Annotated in this window: 19 protein-coding genes and 1 pseudogene; 8 read left to right on the forward strand and 12 right to left on the reverse strand. The window is 52.2% G+C overall.

The annotated features are described in order from the left end of the window. The first annotated feature begins 111 nt into the window (after positions 1-111). A complete protein-coding gene (locus EYY67_RS06965) occupies positions 112-1,122 on the forward strand; it encodes a hypothetical protein (RefSeq protein ID WP_131693180.1) in 1,011 nt (336 codons plus the stop codon). Positions 1,123-1,137: 15 nt separating this feature from the next. Here the strand turns inward: EYY67_RS06965 and EYY67_RS06970 are convergent, their stop codons facing one another. The 10 genes and pseudogenes from EYY67_RS06970 to EYY67_RS07015 all read right to left on the reverse strand — a co-directional run bounded on the left by EYY67_RS06970 (position 1,138) and on the right by EYY67_RS07015 (position 8,792). After that, complete coding sequence (locus EYY67_RS06970; protein WP_131693181.1) at positions 1,138-1,497, reverse strand: antiterminator Q family protein; 360 nt, start codon at positions 1,495-1,497, stop codon at positions 1,138-1,140. A gap of 14 nt (positions 1,498-1,511) precedes the next feature. Next, positions 1,512-2,525 carry a DUF968 domain-containing protein gene (locus tag EYY67_RS06975; protein WP_131693182.1) on the reverse strand — a complete coding sequence of 338 codons (1,014 nt, stop codon included), beginning with the start codon at positions 2,523-2,525 and terminating at the stop codon, positions 1,512-1,514. Further along, on the reverse strand, positions 2,522-3,217 hold the full coding sequence (locus EYY67_RS06980; RefSeq protein ID WP_131693183.1) for a phage antirepressor KilAC domain-containing protein: 696 nt from the start codon (positions 3,215-3,217) through the stop codon (positions 2,522-2,524). Before EYY67_RS06980 ends, EYY67_RS06975 begins: the two co-directional genes overlap by 4 nt. Positions 3,218-3,231: 14 nt before the next feature. After that, positions 3,232-3,606, reverse strand: a complete 375-nt coding sequence (locus EYY67_RS06985; RefSeq protein ID WP_131693184.1) for a RusA family crossover junction endodeoxyribonuclease — start codon at positions 3,604-3,606, stop codon at positions 3,232-3,234. 148 nt (positions 3,607-3,754) lie between these two features. Beyond that, the gene (locus EYY67_RS06990) at positions 3,755-5,752 is read right to left on the reverse strand and encodes a DNA cytosine methyltransferase (RefSeq protein WP_131693185.1); all 1,998 of its coding nucleotides are present in this window, start codon (positions 5,750-5,752) and stop codon (positions 3,755-3,757) included. Positions 5,753-6,075: 323 nt separating this feature from the next. Beyond that, a pseudogene (locus EYY67_RS06995) lies at positions 6,076-6,690 on the reverse strand (MT-A70 family methyltransferase); the annotation flags it as partial. Beyond that, entirely contained in the window at positions 6,687-7,694 is a 1,008-nt protein-coding gene (locus EYY67_RS07000) for a conserved phage C-terminal domain-containing protein (RefSeq protein WP_131693187.1), read from the reverse strand. The pseudogene EYY67_RS06995 and the gene EYY67_RS07000, both read right to left, overlap by 4 nt. Next, entirely contained in the window at positions 7,691-7,867 is a 177-nt protein-coding gene (locus EYY67_RS07005) for a DUF4222 domain-containing protein (RefSeq protein WP_131693188.1), read from the reverse strand. Before EYY67_RS07005 ends, EYY67_RS07000 begins: the two co-directional genes overlap by 4 nt. Before the next feature lie 183 nt (positions 7,868-8,050). Beyond that, the gene (locus EYY67_RS07010; protein ID WP_131693189.1) at positions 8,051-8,557 is read right to left on the reverse strand and encodes a YmfL family putative regulatory protein; all 507 of its coding nucleotides are present in this window, start codon (positions 8,555-8,557) and stop codon (positions 8,051-8,053) included. Between the two features lie 25 nt (positions 8,558-8,582). Beyond that, positions 8,583-8,792, reverse strand: a complete 210-nt coding sequence (locus EYY67_RS07015; RefSeq protein ID WP_104922391.1) for a Cro/CI family transcriptional regulator — start codon at positions 8,790-8,792, stop codon at positions 8,583-8,585. Positions 8,793-8,892: 100 nt separating this feature from the next. Between EYY67_RS07015 and EYY67_RS07020 the strand changes: the two genes are divergently transcribed. From EYY67_RS07020 to EYY67_RS07045, 6 genes are all read left to right on the forward strand, one after another. Beyond that, positions 8,893-9,519: a LexA family protein gene (locus tag EYY67_RS07020; protein WP_119822311.1), complete on the forward strand. Its 627-nt coding sequence runs from the start codon at positions 8,893-8,895 to the stop codon at positions 9,517-9,519. Between the two features lie 822 nt (positions 9,520-10,341). Continuing rightward, positions 10,342-10,713 carry a hypothetical protein gene (locus EYY67_RS07025; protein ID WP_095921826.1) on the forward strand — a complete coding sequence of 124 codons (372 nt, stop codon included), beginning with the start codon at positions 10,342-10,344 and terminating at the stop codon, positions 10,711-10,713. Between the two features lie 34 nt (positions 10,714-10,747). Then, positions 10,748-11,575, forward strand: a complete 828-nt coding sequence (locus EYY67_RS07030) for a YfdQ family protein (RefSeq protein WP_131693190.1) — start codon at positions 10,748-10,750, stop codon at positions 11,573-11,575. 189 nt (positions 11,576-11,764) lie between these two features. Next, entirely contained in the window at positions 11,765-12,424 is a 660-nt protein-coding gene (locus tag EYY67_RS07035; RefSeq protein ID WP_131693191.1) for an ASCH domain-containing protein, read from the forward strand. After that, positions 12,421-13,497, forward strand: coding sequence for a DGQHR domain-containing protein (locus EYY67_RS07040; protein ID WP_131693192.1), 1,077 nt, complete (start codon positions 12,421-12,423; stop codon positions 13,495-13,497). Before EYY67_RS07035 ends, EYY67_RS07040 begins: the two co-directional genes overlap by 4 nt. Before the next feature lie 204 nt (positions 13,498-13,701). After that, a complete protein-coding gene (locus tag EYY67_RS07045) occupies positions 13,702-13,962 on the forward strand; it encodes a pyocin activator PrtN family protein (protein ID WP_119822305.1) in 261 nt (86 codons plus the stop codon). 210 nt (positions 13,963-14,172) lie between these two features. On the opposite strand, the gene cutC is transcribed toward EYY67_RS07045, so the two are convergent. Next, positions 14,173-14,931: a copper homeostasis protein CutC gene (gene cutC / locus EYY67_RS07050; protein ID WP_095922392.1), complete on the reverse strand. Its 759-nt coding sequence runs from the start codon at positions 14,929-14,931 to the stop codon at positions 14,173-14,175. Positions 14,932-15,044: 113 nt separating this feature from the next. Here cutC and EYY67_RS07055 point away from each other — a divergent pair, with 113 nt between their 5' ends. Continuing rightward, a complete protein-coding gene (locus tag EYY67_RS07055) occupies positions 15,045-16,193 on the forward strand; it encodes a MalY/PatB family protein (RefSeq protein ID WP_131693193.1) in 1,149 nt (382 codons plus the stop codon). On the opposite strand, the gene EYY67_RS07060 is transcribed toward EYY67_RS07055, so the two are convergent. Then, positions 16,190-16,750, reverse strand: coding sequence for a VOC family protein (locus tag EYY67_RS07060; RefSeq protein ID WP_131693194.1), 561 nt, complete (start codon positions 16,748-16,750; stop codon positions 16,190-16,192). The genes EYY67_RS07055 and EYY67_RS07060 overlap by 4 nt on opposite strands. Positions 16,751-16,967 lie beyond the last annotated feature (217 nt).

Below are 16,967 nucleotides of genomic sequence, written 5' to 3' on the forward strand. Positions count from 1 at the left end.
TTCAATTTAATTTATGTTTGCTTACACACAGCTTACTCAAAATTAAAAGAAGCCGGACAACTCTGGTTGCAACCTCTGGCTGCTGAATTTTTGTTCCACAAGGAGTTCGTATTGGACGATAATAAGGTTACTATTAACTCAGAGGATGAAGCCTTTGAGTATGTTCAGCAGTACCTATCTGGCTATTCCTTACCCGAGCATATTTCTTTTGATGGTTGGCCTAACCTAACGTTTCGTTTAACGGGCAAAAAATTTAATAACAGTCTTACTCCTTCAGTGATGAAAGGGTTTGTTGAGATGCAGGCGCAGATCAATAAATCTTACGCATTGGCCAAATACGGCGTCCCAGACTCAAGAAAACTGACTAAAGAAGAGTTGGATGCCTTAGAGATAGAGGTAACTGTTGAAAAAGGTTCGTCAATTGTGGAAGTAAACATTGACGGATTTTTAACCAAACTTATGCAGGAATTAATCGGCAAAATGAGCCCTCAAGAAATCGTCATTATCGTTCTGGGCGCCGCCTTGATCTGGGGTGGCACATCCCTTTTCAAAAAATTCCTTGATAACCGCAAAGAGATTCGCATGGCTGAAATCGCTAAAGATGGCGATAAAGCTCACTTGAAGACCATGGAAACTATGAGTTCGCATGAAACCGAACGCCTTAAAGTTGTCCAGCAAATCATCCATGAAAAGCCGTTATTAGATAACATGGAGCGCATGTCTTATGATGCTAAGACCGAAATGGTCAAGTCATTTGTTAGAGCCGACACAGCCGAAATTGGTGGTGTCCAATTAGATTCTGATATGGCAAGTGAACTCACTAAAAACGCCCGCAGGCGCTCTACTGAGATGCGTGTGGATGGAATCTATCGCATTGAAGAAGTCAACAACACTGATCCTGAGTCATTCAAGGTGAAAGTTCGCCGTGTTGGCGGGGATCAGCGTTTAACATGTGTTGTTCAAGATATCTTCTTGGATGAGTCAGGTAACAAAGATGCCCTTCAGAAGGCTGAATGGGAGAGAAAACCTGTTCACCTAAGCATCAACGCTAAACATGTTGATGGTGAAATTAAGTCTGCGGTCATCCTTTATGTTAAAGACGTTGAAGAAAAGCCCGAGTGATCGGGCTTTTCTTCATTAAACTTCCATCTCAAGCCTAACATCAAGCATCGACAAGCAGCCTTCGATGAAGCCTTCCGCCATCTGTAACTTTATGCGGATCATCTTTTCGTCGCAGCGATACTTTTTAGCTATCTGGCGTTTAGGAATATCCTTTATGTAATGGTCATGAATGAATTCCCACTCGTCAGGTCGCTTCTGCTTAAGTTTGCCAACACATGAGTCAATGATCATCGCGTCTGAATCAGTGCAGCTAACCGAGCTTGCCGATTCAGGTAACAAACCTTTGAACCCTGCCGCTATGGGCGAGAATTCCATTTCATATCTATGCCGAGACCATACACCCCAACGCTCTAAAACCAGTTGAATATCACGCATTATTCTCTCCACACTTATCTTTGCTTGCCGGTAGCGATAACACCCATCGCCAGCGCGCGGTCTAATGTCTTCATGACCAAATACATCTGATCACCATGTTCTTCTTCCCAAGCCTGGGTATTCTCATGAAGTGAGTCGTGACACCGTCTGCACAGCGGGATCACGAACAGGTCATGCGATTTTGTTGCCATACCGCCAAAGCCATTGCCGGTGATGTGGTGCGGATCATCAGACCCGTTGCCACAGCCGCAGCATGGCTGGCGCTTTACCCATTGGGTGTATTTCGTGTTTTCGTACCGGCGGCGCTTCGGGCGCAGCATGAAGGATTCAGGGGTTTCCGGATCAACGGCCAGCGCCAGCACAGGTTTGATGTTGCTCGCCAGCACTTCACGTGGTTCGCGTTCGCCGGGGTTGATATCGGATTCCTTCAGCTGTTCGCCAGGCGGCCGGTATCTCATCCCCAGCGCCTCGCAGATAATTTCCTCCGGCAGATGGGACGCCAGACCGTTACTGATTGCCCACCAGCAAAGCTCCGGCAAAGTCAGTTGGTGTCCGGCAGGTAACCGGGAGCGTGCACGGATCATCTCAGACACAAATTCAGTGGCGTTCGCCCGGGCCGCTGCATCAAGTTTCACGGATTCTTTCCCGTGATATTCGTTGTCATGGGACCAGCATAAGGACACCACGCCACGCCCACGGCGAGACTGAACCAGTTCGTGATGATGGTACTGGCCGCCAAAGTCGGTGCATTGGCAGCCGCGATTGCGCTTAACCCACAACGTGAGGGCACCCCACCCGCCAACCAGATTGATAATCGGCTCTGATGTAAGAAATATTGCAAGGCGCGGATCAACCGATAACGGCTGAGCCTCTACCGGTACCAGTCCGTCTGCCGCGCCCCGCAGGTCCGCCGGCTCATCGGTGATCAGCAGGCGTTTCCCGCTGAAATGCTGCAGCAGGTCGCCCGGTGGCCGTAACAGCACGATCCCCAGATCCCGCTGCGGGTATGGTTTCAGTAATGCTCTCACGCCGCGTTCTCCTGTTTCTGTCGCAGATAACCAGCCCACAACCCGGCAACCCATTCAACACCCTTTGCCGTGAAGCGCGCCTGACGGAATGCATGTTGGTTATTCAGGCTTGTACCGGTTTTCAACTCAAACCGCCCTGCCTCTAAATGATTGGCCTTTGGCGTCAACTGGCCTTCCAACCGGTAAACAATGTCTTTTTCGAGCAGGAACATCCGAAATTCAGGTTCTTTCGCATGCAGCAATTTGCAGACCGCGCGGAATCCCATAGAGCCCTTAGCCATGACGTACTGATCAACGAATTCAACTTTCGGGGCCGCCAGCGCCAGCTGAGATTCCAGCACCTGCTTTTCTTCGGCCAAGTCAGCAGCCATGCGGAGAGCTTCCGGCAAAGACTGCGGTAACTGGCTTTTCGATTCCAGTTCCTGCCAGCGGTCAACTACTGCGGCGGTGAACTCGGGCGACAGCCGGGCAACCAGCACCAGCGAATCGCGCTTATTGAACCAGTACTCCTGATACTCCTGACCGTTCTGTTCATGAAAATAGGGGGTGTGCGCCAACGGCGCGCTTAAAATTACACCAACTGCGAGCCGTTCAGCTGACCGCTTCACATCGCTATGCTTACTCTGCACCAGCGCAGCAATCTCACGGCTCGACATCGTTACCACTTTTCCTGACAGCAAACTGTTCGACATAATCACTCCACACGTTAAACCGGCTGCACACCGGCGGTTTTGAAATCAGTAATCGTTATTTCTGCCTTCCCATCTTTGGTAACCGGTCCCCATTCGACCGTCATTCGTTTCACCTGGCTGTCGTCCTTCCAGATCCCCGCGTGGGTAAGGCCATCAAACAGCGCCTTCTGGAAATTATCTAAATCGCGTTTCGCTCTGGTCGGCGGGAACAGAACCAGATGCACATCCAGCTCAGTCAGCAGCGCCGGTGGCCGGCATCGCAACTGTTGATAAATCGCCGCCAGCGCATTTGACCGGAAGATCCGCCCGCGCTCGCTGATCAACACGCCTTTTCTGGTGGAGCGCCAGTAACCGTTGACGCTTGGCGGGAATGGCAGGATCAGTTGCATGCAACCTCCCCCGCCTTGATGAGGCTATTCAGCACAGAGTCAGCATGTTCCCGCGCAGCGGTGTAATCAGTGGGATGCAGCTCCCCCTCCGGGGAGACTGCTTTTAACCAACCGCGATAAGCATCAAGCCAAATATTTTGGAGTTGATTCACGCGGCCACCTCTTTATCAGCGCCACACATTTCCGGCAGGTTGGCGCGCACCAGAGCTTCAGCGAACGGCGGCGGAACCGCGTTGCCGCAGCGCGCAACTTGTTTGTCTTTCGCGTATTTAGTGCCCCGGTAGTCCTGATCGATGATGTACCAGCTCGGGAATCCCTGCGCCGCGTAAAGCTCATGCGGTTGAAGCATGCGCATTCCGATATCGACTATCTGATAATCGACGCCTTCCACTGTAACCAGGCCGAACCGGTCATTCGTTGTAACGGTGTGCAGGGATTCATCCAGACTGACGCCCTCTTTCTCGTTGCCGTAGTACTTGAGCAGGAAAGCGCGAACCTCACCAATGTGCAGGCCGCCGGCAGTGATGGTTGGGGCTGGTTGAGTGACGGGCTGGCCGTCTTTGCAGGTGCCACGCAGCTTAATCAGATTGGATGTGACCAGCGCTTGATGATCGGTGGTGGTAACGGTGTGAGCTGGTGCATCCATCGCCGCGCCAGCACCGGTGTAGTTACCGCCGAAGTGTTTCGCGAGGAAAGCCGTGCATAACTGACTTTTGCCGCCACCGCCCGCAGTGATAGTGCCGTTTGGCTCATCAGCAGCGTGTCCAACACTGTTGCCAAACTGCCGGGCGATCACCGGAGCCACCAACAGGTGTTCTGCTTTGCTGGTTACAGTGGTAAGTGGTTTGCCAGCTTCATACGCCATGCGGTCGCCGCCAAAGCCTGTTTGTCCGATACGAGCAATGATTGGCGCTACCACCGCAAACTTATTGCCGCCAGCAGTTACCGTGCCGATCGGTCTTTCGATATTCAGTGCACGGGGAGCCTGTCCTTCACGTTCGCCATAACCCATCTGAATCAGTGCTGGTGCCAGGGTTGCTTCAACCATGCCCAAAGCATGCCCATTCCCACCCGGGCGTTCTGAACTGCCAGCGGTGATCGTCGGCAATGGCTCATCAACTTCCTGACCAGTCGCACCGGTGCGGAATTTGGTGATGTGTGGGGTAACGACCGCATAACCGTGGGTTTTCGTGATCGTCTGAAGTGGCTCATCCAGCGCCTGACCACGGAAGCAGTTATAAACGGATTTGGTGCTGGTGTGATTGCACTTCACGATAAACGGCGTCGGGTTGTCGATTACAAAGCGCTGGATGCCACGGGCAATACGTTTCAAGGTGTTCTCTGCCAGCGGCTTTTTGCGTTCGAAGATGCTCGGGCATGGGATAGACCAATCAATGCACTCGGCTGCGGTGCGGTATGGCGCCAGCTTGCCGCTTTGTACATCGAGAGACTTGGGATCGCCGTGGCTGGCCAATGGCCACTGAACCGGCTGTCCATCACAACGCATCACCATGAAGAACCGGCGGCGAATGGTCGGCGCGCCGAAGTCGCAGGCGCGTAACTCGCGGTGATCGACAACGTAGCCCAGACCGGCAACCAGACGGCGGACATTGTCGCTGTTCACATCAATGTTCAATACTTCGCAGCACTCGGCAATTGCTGGATGATCCGCGGGAACGCCGGTTGTCAGCATGCCAATGAACGCGGCAAAGGTTTCGCCAGCGAGCGCCGGATCCGGATGTTCGGTGCCGTCTTCTGCGGTAAGCAGCGGACCCCACGTTTTAAATTCTTCGACGTTCTCCAGCATCATCACGCGCGGGCGCTTCGCCAGTGCCCAGCGGATCACAATCCAGGCCAGACCACGGATTTCTTTTTTTACCGGTTTGCTGCCCTTCGCTTTGCTGAAGTGACGGCAATCCGGGCTGAACCATGCCAGGCCAACGGGACGCCCAGCGGTCGCCGCAATGGGGTCAACATCAAACACCGATTCGCAGTAATGCAGCGTTTCAGGGTGATTGGTGCTGTGCATCGCAATGGCGTTCTCATCATGGTTGATCGCGATATCCACGCTGCGGCCCGTTGCCATTTCAATACCGGTGCTCGCACCGCCGCCGCCCGCAAAATTGTCTACGATGATTTCTTTCATGCTGTTGCTCCCATTGCGCGGGCCAGTGTGCCAGCGGTGTTAATGATTTCAGCCGTTGGCAGGCCGTCCATTTTCAGGCGATTGATGTGGTGACGCAGTTTGTTCTGGAGGTGGGCGGCAAGGTTTGAAGACTCAGCCACCTGGTCGAAGAGGTAATGCACTTCGGCTGGCCACACCTGGTTATTGGTTTCTGGTACCGGAATAATTTCGGGAATATTTTGCGGTTGGTTTTGTTGTAAGGCGCCAGCCAGCACAGCCAGATAATGACCGGATAAGGATTTCACGCGGGAATTGCGTGCCGGCGGGATCGTGGTGAAGGTCGCAGGCACCAGCTCGATATCGTTGAACGGGTTTTCATTACCCCAGTGATGCCAGCCAGCAGCATCACCACGGCTGAACAGTTCAATGCGGGATACTGATCCGTAAAGCTCTTCGAGACGGAAGCGCACCTCGGCTGGCTTTTCGCTATGCTCGCCGCGGCAGCTGTATACCACCTGCTTAACGCTGGCGCTGAGACGATCGAGGCCAGAACCACGAACTGCGATCAGCACGTCTTCGGTATTGCCGCGCGTGTAGTTGCCGCCATTCATAACCGTTTCGACGTTCAAAGCATCCATGAAGTCTTCAAGGTCCATCATGGTCTGCTCTGCCAGTGCGCGCTCAATGCGGCTGCGGGCCTGTTCGTAGAGTTTCACCCAGGTGAAGCCCTTCATGGTTTTGACTTTAAAGCCCCACGCCTGCGCCAGCTCAACCGCTTCTGAAGCGAAATTGCCGGTGTACCACATTGCGAGAACGGCATTTTCATCGGCGATAGCCCACACCGGAAGGCGCTTCATTTCTTCGGTTGGCATAGTGCTGTATTGATCGCCCGCTGCGCCGTTGCTTATTTTGTTTGAGTACTGCCACGCCGGATCGGCGTAAATCAGTTGATATCTCATGCTGCTTTCACTCCCTGCTGGCGCTGGGCGCATTCTTTCCAGATGCGGTTCCAAGTGCTGATCGCGAAATCACTACGCATACCGCGTACGCTTGCCTTACTTGCCTCGGTGCAAACCAGTTTTTCCAAATCACTCGGGGCTTTGGCCGCCGCTACGCCACTGATGAACCGGCGATAAGCTGAATCGCGTTCTGAGGTATCAACAGCTACTTCGCCGCGATCCCACTTACCGTTTTTACGGGCTGGGCGGCCAGCACGATTCCATGCGTTGGCTCCCTCGAGATAGCCAGGGAACTTTGAAGGCTGGAACAGCGTGGACGGTCGCAGGTATTCGGCCATTTCCAGATCGCCGCCCCACTTGGCATGCATGTAATCAACGGTCAGTTGCTGTTCTTCACGGGTGAAGCCTTCACGCAGTCTGGCGCGGATATTATCCAGAGAGGATTTGCTGACCTGATAGCGTGAGCCGGTGGTCTGGTTCAGGTAATTCAGAACCTGTTTAGCCTGATCAGTAATTTCGACTTCTGCGTCGGTCTGCGCAGCAGGCTGACAAGGGGTTTTAATATCTGATGGATCTTGTTTTGAATTTACTAACGGATCCCCCCCAGATTCTGGCGGGTGAAAACCGGTATTCGTGCTCGATTTTGATGCGTCGGATTTTGACCGGTCAGATTTTGATGCGTCAGATTTTGATGTGTCAGAATCTGACGGTTCAGCAGCAGCACGAAGCTTAGCGATATTCAGCTGGTACATGTTCGATGTATTGCGGTTTCCCTTTCGGCGCTGGGTGCTGGTGATCCAGCCGTCAGCCTCAAGTTTACCAAGCGTTGTACGCACAGTGCTTTCACCTGCACCCAGCTGGCGGGCAATCGTAGTGATAGACGGCCAGCACAGGCCCTCGTCAGAACTGAAGTCAGCGAGGCGCGCCATAATGGCCACCGCCGATATTTTTAAACCGGCAGCAGCGCAACCATCCCAGACGTATGCGGATAACTTAACGCTCATAAGACCCTCTTAAACTTTCGCCGGAATTGTTCAGTAGGCTGGGCGCACTCATGCGGGTAGCCGGCGCGCATGAAGATGACGCGATCACCCGCTCTGTCGAAGCCCACGACGTGTACCACAACGCCCCACCAATCCTTGTAGTTCCGGTCCAGCTTCTGGATTTCTTCAGACATGCGCTCACCTTCCGGCTGTGCTCACAGACATAAACTACCCACCACGCAGCGAACTGGTAGTTGCAGGGGATCCAGCGGTTACCTATCATCACTTCATACGAAAGAGAGCCAGCGGCCCCGCCTGTCGCAACACAGCGGATTTGCGGAACGCCAGCTTTTATGAGTAGACTGTTCATGCGTTAATTACTCCACACGATTTGTTAATGCACCGACGCCTCGGGACTGCACTCCTGAGGCGTCAACCCTTTCATGCAAAGCCACAACTGACTTCACGTACTCATCGCGGGCAGCCAGATGCTTACGATGCAGAGCCATAATTTCGGCCTTTTCGTCCTGGTCAATAACGCCATCATCTGCAATTGACGCATTGATTTGCTGATCAACCTTCCCGCTCTTTGCCGCTACCTTTACCCCTTTGATAAACAGATCAACGTGGTCCAGTTCGTCACGATTGGGGATTTCAACGAAAAAGCCCCCACGGCGCTGAGCAAAATAATCCGCCAGATGGTTGGTACCGCTGATGTCTTGCATCGCCTCCAATTCAACGATTTCGAAGAACCGGCAGCCGTTTTTTTCGTACAGGTTGTTGTTGAACTGCGTTTCAGTCATTCCCAGAGCGCCAGCCATTGCAGACCGACCACCGGGATAGGCTTTGCACATCGCTTTAACTACTGATTTCAGGTCTACCATTTCTCATTTCCTTCGGTAGTTATGCTCAGGCAGCTGAGTCTGTAGTCTTTTCATAAAGCTCAGCTTTGAACTGAAGCTTTCCCTTGGTTCGGTATGCAGCTTCGGCTGCCCGTCCTTTCGGGATTAACTTCCCGGGGCGATTACGCCATTGATAGACGGCCTCGCTGGTTATCCCAAAAAAGGCGGCAACTTTCTCTGCACTGCCGAAGTGTTTTTCGATGTCGTCTGTGGTCATATCGCCTCCATAACTAAGTTAAGTTAGATACTAAATACTAATCTTTATTAGGTCAATAAAAACTAAGATTACTTAGCTTTATTTAATTCATGGTGGTGAGATGGAAACGGTCGGCCAGCGGATAAAATCGCTAAGAAAGGTGACAAAAACATCCCAGAAAGATCTGGGCAAATTCTGCGGCGTGAGTGACGTGGCGGTGGGTTATTGGGAAAAAGACGTGAACGTGCCGAGTGGTGAGTCTCTTTCTAAGTTGGCTAAGTTTTTCAACACGTCGATTGAATACGTACTTTACGGCACTGAGTTTGAAGATAAGCTGATCACCAGAATGCGGCGCATACCGGTCATTTCATGGGTCCAAGCCGGTGCTTTCACAGAGTCAAAATCACCTGAAACCTTCGCAGATATAGAGCGATGGGTAGAGACATCCCTTAGAGTGTCGGGTAATTCTTTCGCTTTAGAAGTTAAAGGGGATTCTATGACAAATCCCAATGGCCTCCCGACCATTCCCCAGGGTGCCACGGTTATCGTCGACCCTGAGGCAGAGCCTGTTAATGGGAAAATCGTTGTTGCCAGAATAGATGGCACAAACGAGGCAACCGTTAAGAAACTGGTTATCGATGGGCCACAGAAATTCTTGGTACCTTTGAATCCTCGCTATCCAAACTTACCGATCAACGGTAACTGCACCATCATCGGTGTTGTCAAAGGCGTTCAATACGACCTTTAGTCCCTCTCCAAATTCCTGACTATCCCCAAACCAAATTAAACTAAGTTTAGTTTGGTTTTCCGCTTGACCATAAAACTAAGTTAAGTTAGATTTATTCTAACTACAGCACAACGACAAGAACACTGGGGGGTTGAGGGACTCACTTACCATCAACCCGATCTGACCACAGTCCCAGTGTTCTTCCCGTTGTGGTGAATGCGCAGGCTGATGCGCTATCAAAATGCGCCGGAGCCAGTCCGTAAATCCGGGCCGCTATGGACATATGCCGGAGATAGTTCAGCACCGGCCACCGCAACCGCGAGTTGATCCAGCGCGTTATCTGGTCAGTGACCTGCCTGCACTCTCATGGCAGTGACAGCTGGGAAAGACGCGCAAGTCCAGACGATATCTGAGTGACTTAAAAAACAGATGTGAGCCAGTGGGAGCCTGGCACATAACGGAAAGAGCACTGACGGTGAGCAAGCTGGCGAAGCTTTCACAGTCCGACAGTCCCGATAGTGCTCTCTCCGTTGTGGCAAGCATTAGGTGATGGTCGGGTTCCCTACCCGATTGCGGGTTCGACTCCCGCCGCCCAATCAGATCGACGTGGAACCTCGATAATTGCTGTGTGTAGTTGTCTTTCGGCGGTGGCATGACTCTTCAACCATCCAACATCAGGGGGAGCGAAGATAGTGTTCTGATCATGACCACCGCCAATTTTTTCGCAGACATAGACAAGGGCCGCTGGCACCCACCCAGCACGCCCTGTGCATTACCGGCCGCCCTTGTCTATGTGTGTGAGTAATTTCCCGCGGTGTGCGCCGCGATAACGAGGACATGAAAATGGCTGAAAGTCGTATGACCAACGTCCCGGAGTTTCTCTCCGAACTGGACGCCGGTATTTTCGAAAACAAAATCGCCGCCGCGCTGAACACTGCCGCTCTTGGTGTTCTGAATAATGGTGGTAAAGGCAAAGTAACCATCGAGATTGATGTTTCCCGGATCAGTAATTCGATGGAAGAAAAACGCGTGATGCTGGCTCACAAACTGAAGTTCACAGCACCTACGCCGCGCGGGAAATCGTCTGAAGAAGACACCACCGAAACCCCAATGTACGTGGGTAAAGGCGGCAAGCTGACCATCATGCAGGAAGACCAAGGCCAGCTGTTCACCATCGCCGGGGATCCTGACGGCAAACTGCGTGACGCGCGATAAGCATCGTTTAACCATCCGATAAAAGGAAATCATTATGTCTCAAGTTTTAGACGCATCAGCAATCAAAGAAGTCAGGGATATGTCGCTATCCGCGCTGCTGGAAGAGCGCCTGTCCTCAGCTGATTGCCCTGCTGTTGCTTTGCCTGAATCAGTCCGTATTCATTCGCTGGAAAGCCTGCAGGACGGCCGGTTCCGGTTCCGTGGGAAGATGGAAACCGCCAGCATTCAGGATTTCTCCCGTTACTGCAAAGATTACGCAGGCGAAGGCGTCCGCAGCTTCATCAACGCTGACAGCATGTCGGCGGTGACCGTCTTTAACCTCGGCACGCTGGTCGCACCAGGGCACGCGGATAACACAGCCGTTCTGAAACTGAAACGCACCGCGCCATTCCAGGCACTGCTAAATATCAACGGCGATAAAAACTCACAGAAAGATTTGGCTGAGTGGCTGGAAGACTGGTCTGAATTCCTGCTGGCGTTTACCGCTGACGGCGAAGTATTGGACATCAAGAAAGCGATCGGCGGCGTCCGCAAAATCACCATCGAAGCATCCAGCTCTGCAGATCACGAAGATAGTGATTTCGGCGCTAAACGCTCAGTGATGGAAAGCGTGGAGGCGAAAAGCAAAGAAGCCATGCCTGCGGCTTTCGAATTTAAGTGTGTGCCGTATGAAGGCCTTGGCGAACGCCGATTCCGTCTGCGCTACAGCGTGCTAACCGGCGGCAATGCTCCGGTGCTGGTTCTGCGGATCGTGCAGTTGGAAACAGCTGAAGAAATGATGGCCACCGAGTTCCGCGAACTACTGGAAGCCAACTTCACCGACGTTGAAGTCGAAACATTCATCGGTGAGTTCAAAGCCTGATAGCGCGGCCTTAAATGCCCTGACCTACTGGGGCATTTAGTGAATCGTTATTAGTGAAATTTAATTGCCAACTCTGGCAAGGGATTCGTTCACGCTGAAATCTGAGGAAGGCTATTTCATGAAACTTGATATTGCATATTTCTTGGTGCTCGGAGTGGTAATGGGAATGACTTATTTGGGGATGCAGCCATGAAAGAACGCCCTATTTTATTCAACGCTGAAATGGTTAAGGCCATTCTCAGTGGTCGCAAAACGCAGACGCGCCGGGTTATCAAATTCCCTCTTCGTGATGTGAACATGGGTTGTGAGCTCGCTGGAAATGAACTAGCAGGAGAAGTTGCAGCCGGTGATTACCGCAACTGCCCTTTGGACCAGCCAGGAGATCAGCTGTGGGTACGTGAGGCTATTTTCCCAGCACCATTGGAACTTCAGTCGATACCACCACGGGAAACTCTGTGGAACATCGCATATCGCGATGGCAAGCAACTGGAGAAACTTGCGCCAGCGGCATACAACCCAACGATTTATAACTATGAGCGCTGGACGCCATCCATCCACATGCCGCGCTGGGCCAGCCGTATTCAGTTGGAAATAACCAAAGTCGGCGTACAGCGTCTGCAGGAAATCAGTTCAGGTGACGCTGTCCGTGAGGGAATTTGTCAACTTCCGGCTTCTGGCCGCTACTGCATCAATCCCGGTGACCAATATTTCGGCGGTGCCAGTCACAGCGCCAAAGAAGTTTATTCCTGGTTGTGGGAGTCGATTTACGGCGAAGGCAGCTGGCAGGCTAACCCGTGGGTATGGGTGATCGAATTCGAACGTGTAGCGCCAGCAGGGGAGCAGCCATGACTGATAAAACACAAATGGAATATTACTTTGAGTTCCCTGCGTCATACGGCTTTCAGGGCGACACCTATGTTTTGCTGATGACTATTCCGGGCAGAACGCTGACCAGAGTTTTGTCGTCTGATAATTTCGGCCACGCACTGGACCATTCACAGCGCGAAATTAACAAAACGCGAGTTAAAAAATTCCATGACTATTTAGTCAATTCAGTTGAAACCAAAACGGCATTCATTATTCCGCCGCTGGTTGGCAACTGTGATTCTGATATTGAATTCGAACCGTTCGGCAACACGAACGTCGGCATCGTAAGATTTCCAATGGATGCAGAAATTAAATTATTTGATGGTCAGCACCGCGCCGCCGGGATCAGCGATTTTTGCCGGAACTACAGCACCTCAGTTTCAGTTCCTCTGATGCTGACACAGAAATTACCGCTAAAAGTAAGGCAGCAGTTTTTCTCTGACATAAATAACAACGTCTCTAAACCGTCCGCCGCCATCAATATGGCTTACAACGGAAGAGATGCTGTTGCCCAAAGCATGGTGTCTTTCCTGTCTACTCACGAACTTTTCTCAGTGATCACTGACTTTGAGCACAATGTTGTTCCGGCCAAAAGCGAGTTGTGGATCAGCTTTAAGGCGCTGAGTGATGCAACAGCAAAATTCTCTGTCAGTAAGGGGAAAGAAGTCTCAACAGGTGATATTTACGACATCTGGGAGGCGTGGCTTAGCCTTACCGCTATCAAGGATCTTCACCATTCTGTTTCACCCGCTGAATACAAACGGGATTACATCCAGTTCCACGCCGTGATGATCAATGCATTCGGCTACGCAATTCAGGAGCTGCTTAAACATCGTCCGGTTCAGGGGGTTGTGTTGATGATCGAAGAGTTAGCCAACAAGAGCACATCTCTTGATCTGGAAAACTTCTTCGAGATTTTCAATTGGGGAGGTATTTGCGCCAATACAGACAAAGAGCGGCCAACGGTAATTGCCAGTATTCCAGCTCAAAAGGCGGCCGGCCAGCGCCTGGCTCTTGCGATTCAACAGACATCTTTCAAACCGGATATTGCATGACTGAGTCCAACCGTTCGCATTTAGTCAGAAGGTTACTTGTGAAACGAATGCTGAACCTGTGGTTTGTTCCAGTTGAGTTTGCGCCAGCAATGCCACCAGGGAAGAAAATGCTCTGGTGGCGAGCTGGGAAATATTACGGCCGATTTCGGATCAGCCAGTAAGCCGGTGTGCAGCCGACAATAACTAACCGTGTGGAGAATACTTATGAACACAGCTTTTTTATTAATGGCCGAGTTTGAAACAGCCACCATTAGTCTCTCAGATGTTGCAGAGCGCTATTTCGGAATGAAGCCGTCAACGGCAGAAAGCAAAGCGGCCATCGGTCAATTTCCGGTACCAACCTTCCGCGCCAGCGATAGCCAGAAGTCGCCGCGGATGATCCACATTCAGGACTTAGCGGATCATCTGGACAGGCAGAGGCAGAAGGGAAAGGAGCTTTTCGAAAGCATGCAAAGCAGAGCGTGAGCAGCCGGGGAAACCCGGTTTTTTTAATTTTATTTTTGGGGATTCTCATTTATTGCGCGGGTATTTTATGACACATCAGCACCCCAAGAGCACCCCGTGAACATATAACTGATTGTTTTAAATAAAAGAAGCCCCGCCAATGTGACGGGGCCTGGTACTTGCGCAGGGCGACGCAATAAGGGTCGTGTGACCCGGTTAAATTTGCTGTCGTTACGCCGTGCGGGATATTTCATCGTCAAACTGCAATGTGCTTTTCATTGCGGCAACAATATCGCCGTCTACGCAATAACGACTGAATTCATCAAAATCCGTGTCAGAACTCATGGTGACACCGGCTTTGCGGTAGCGCATGGAAGAAGGCACCTGACGCCCTGCTGAGCTGTGCAATTCGGTCAGCCCGATATCGACAAACTTTTGCAGGTTGGTCAGCCGCACACCCGCGCCCGCCATAATAATAGGACCACGCGTCAGCTGATTCAGTTCCCGAAGCATCGGTAATCCGACCTCGGCATTTTGCTGTTGGCCTGAAGTCAGAATGCGCGCCACCCCTAACTGAGTCAACTGCTCTAATGCGATCTTCGGGTTAAGACACATATCGAAAGCGCGATGGAATGTCACGGCCATATCGCCGCACAGCGCCATCACTTCCCACATTCTTGGCATATCAATATGCCCTTCCGCATCGAGCATACCGACGACCAGCCCGGGAAAGCCGAGATCACGGATACAGGCGATGTCACTTTTCAACACCTCAAACTCACTCTGGCTGTAGCAAAAGTCACCGCCCCGCGGACGTACAATCGGATGTACCGGGATGGTCACTTTTTCCTTCGCCAGTTTCAGGGTGCCGTAACTCGGCGTAATACCGCCGTCAGCCTGACTGGCGCATAATTCGACGCGATCGGCTCCGGCTTGTTCTGCTGTCAACGCACAGTCCACGCTGTAACAACACACTTCTAATTTAGTCATGTGATCTCTCCTGATTACGGCATTATGCTACAACACTTGTCTGTAACCGGCCATGTCGCGTAGGCTTTGAGATGAGCATCCCCGCCCAACCTGCTTGCTTAGGAAAGCTAACTATGACACTCAATTTTGATTTATGGGTAGACCGCAGTCACAGTGATAGCGTTAAGTGGAATAAATACTCCCATCAGGATGTCATTCCACTTTGGGTAGCCGATACCGATTTCACGTCTCCGCCGCAGGTTATCAAAGAGTTACAGCAACGCGTCGCCGAAGGCGTCTTCGGGTATGGTTTTACTCCGCCGGAACTGACTGATTTAGTGGTCAGCCGCATGGCAGAACGGTATGACTGGGCGATCAGGCCCGAATGGATCGTCTGGTTGCCGGGGCTGGTGTGCGGATTGAACGTCGCCGTGCGCGCTGTCGTTGCTGCGCATGACACCAGTCTGATGCCGATGCCTGTCTATCCTCCTTTTATGCAGGCGGCGCAATCGGAAGGACGACAGTTTAAATCTGTTAATGTGAATGAGCAGCAACAGCGTTGGGTGGCCGATTTTGCAGCGGCTGAAAACCAGCTTGATGGCAGCGAAAAACTGCTGATGTTGTGCAACCCGTATAATCCGGGCGGAACGGTCTATCGCCGCGAGGAATTACTCGAACAGCACGCTTTCGCACAACGTCACGATCTGGTGGTGTGCTCGGATGAAATTCATTGTGACCTGATCCTCGAACCGGGCCTGAAGCACATTCCGTTTGCCGCCCTGAATGCCGATGCCGAACAGCGTTCGATCACGCTGATGTCACCTTCAAAAACCTTCAACCTCGCCGGTCTGGGCGCCTCGATGGCGATTATCCCGAATGCGGAATTACGCCGTAAATTTCTGGAAACCAGCAAAGGCATTGTGCCGCACGTCAACATTCTGGCCTATGTCGCCGCCACGGCCGCCTACCGCGACGGTGAAGCATGGCTTGTCGCGCAGCTTGAATACCTGCGCGGTAACCGCGAATTAGTCACCGCCAGAATCAACGCCATGCCGGGATTGCGCATGCTGGCACCGGAAGGCACTTATCTCGGCTGGATTGATGCCAGTGCGCTGCCGGTACAGGATCCTTACCGCTTCTTTGTTGAAGCCGGTGTCGGTTTCTCAGGCGGAGCGGATTTCGGCGCACCGGCCTTTGTACGTATCAATCTCGGCTGCCAGCGCGCATTACTGGAAAAAGCGCTGGATCGCATGGAAGCCGCGTTGCAGACATTGCAACGTTAGCGGTCTTCCCTTTCACTGGCGACAATCGCACGCAGACTGTGCGGATGGAATTTGATGGTCACGGAGCCGTCGGTTATCGCCAGCGTCGGGTTCGGCAAACGTTCGTTTTCTCCTTTCGGCGCGCTTTGTTTCAGCTTAATACCGGGTGTCATCAGCGCTTCATCGGCAATCAGCGCCAGCGCCCGCGTAGATAATTCGTCTTCCGCGCCGGGCAGGACAATCTCAATATGCTCCCAGCCTTCGTGCGGATAACGCTTATCACCGGGATACGGCAATTCCACCAGATCGATACTCAGCGGGCCGACCTGCAAAGGCGCGTTAAGCGAAAACAGACAAATCGGCCGCCCGTTAATCAGGGTTTCATTCAGCAGGCTGCCGCATTGTTCCAGCCCCGCCCGCCAGCGGTCCGCCGTGGTGTTCTGATGGCAACGGACTGAAATATGATCCGCATGAAAATCGCCGAGATTGAGTTGCAATTTGGCGGCAAACGCCGTCAGCACACCGACAAAACGCGGCAAATCTCCGGCTAAATCCTGTAACTCAGTCACCTGTTTCATGGCCGTTATCCTGTCTCATTTTAGTTTGCTTGTCTTCAGGGTCGGGTAATTTACACAGCCTTTCATCCGGTTGCCAGAGACATGCCGCAGAAACGCGTTTTCCTCACCTGCCTTCATGCGGCGATACTGACGCCGCGGGGCTAATATGATATAAACACGCATCATTTTAGGTTCGTCCGCATTGGGATGAACAGCAAACAACCACATTCCTAAATAA

Source organism: Rahnella victoriana (assembly GCF_004330295.1).
In the GTDB taxonomy this organism is placed as follows: domain Bacteria; phylum Pseudomonadota; class Gammaproteobacteria; order Enterobacterales; family Enterobacteriaceae; genus Rahnella; species Rahnella victoriana.

Bases quoted from the DNA above. Each gene is read 5' to 3' on its own strand.
- EYY67_RS07025 (WP_095921826.1), top strand. From the start codon at position 10,342: ATGGCTGAAAGTCGTATGACCAACGTCCCGGAGTTTCTCTCCGAACTG.
- EYY67_RS07055 (WP_131693193.1), top strand. From the start codon at position 15,045: ATGACACTCAATTTTGATTTATGGGTAGACCGCAGTCACAGTGATAGC.
- EYY67_RS07015 (WP_104922391.1), bottom strand. From the start codon at position 8,792: ATGACCACAGACGACATCGAAAAACACTTCGGCAGTGCAGAGAAAGTT.
- EYY67_RS07010 (WP_131693189.1), bottom strand. From the start codon at position 8,557: ATGGTAGACCTGAAATCAGTAGTTAAAGCGATGTGCAAAGCCTATCCC.
- EYY67_RS07000 (WP_131693187.1), bottom strand. From the start codon at position 7,694: ATGAGCGTTAAGTTATCCGCATACGTCTGGGATGGTTGCGCTGCTGCC.
- EYY67_RS07040 (WP_131693192.1), top strand. From the start codon at position 12,421: ATGACTGATAAAACACAAATGGAATATTACTTTGAGTTCCCTGCGTCA.
- EYY67_RS06970 (WP_131693181.1), bottom strand. From the start codon at position 1,497: ATGCGTGATATTCAACTGGTTTTAGAGCGTTGGGGTGTATGGTCTCGG.
- EYY67_RS07035 (WP_131693191.1), top strand. From the start codon at position 11,765: ATGAAAGAACGCCCTATTTTATTCAACGCTGAAATGGTTAAGGCCATT.
- EYY67_RS07005 (WP_131693188.1), bottom strand. From the start codon at position 7,867: ATGTCTGAAGAAATCCAGAAGCTGGACCGGAACTACAAGGATTGGTGG.
- EYY67_RS06985 (WP_131693184.1), bottom strand. From the start codon at position 3,606: ATGCAACTGATCCTGCCATTCCCGCCAAGCGTCAACGGTTACTGGCGC.
- EYY67_RS07020 (WP_119822311.1), top strand. From the start codon at position 8,893: ATGGAAACGGTCGGCCAGCGGATAAAATCGCTAAGAAAGGTGACAAAA.
- EYY67_RS07060 (WP_131693194.1), bottom strand. From the start codon at position 16,750: ATGAAACAGGTGACTGAGTTACAGGATTTAGCCGGAGATTTGCCGCGT.
- cutC (WP_095922392.1), bottom strand. From the start codon at position 14,931: ATGACTAAATTAGAAGTGTGTTGTTACAGCGTGGACTGTGCGTTGACA.
- EYY67_RS06990 (WP_131693185.1), bottom strand. From the start codon at position 5,752: ATGAAAGAAATCATCGTAGACAATTTTGCGGGCGGCGGCGGTGCGAGC.
- EYY67_RS06980 (WP_131693183.1), bottom strand. From the start codon at position 3,217: ATGTCGAACAGTTTGCTGTCAGGAAAAGTGGTAACGATGTCGAGCCGT.
- EYY67_RS07030 (WP_131693190.1), top strand. From the start codon at position 10,748: ATGTCTCAAGTTTTAGACGCATCAGCAATCAAAGAAGTCAGGGATATG.
- EYY67_RS07045 (WP_119822305.1), top strand. From the start codon at position 13,702: ATGAACACAGCTTTTTTATTAATGGCCGAGTTTGAAACAGCCACCATT.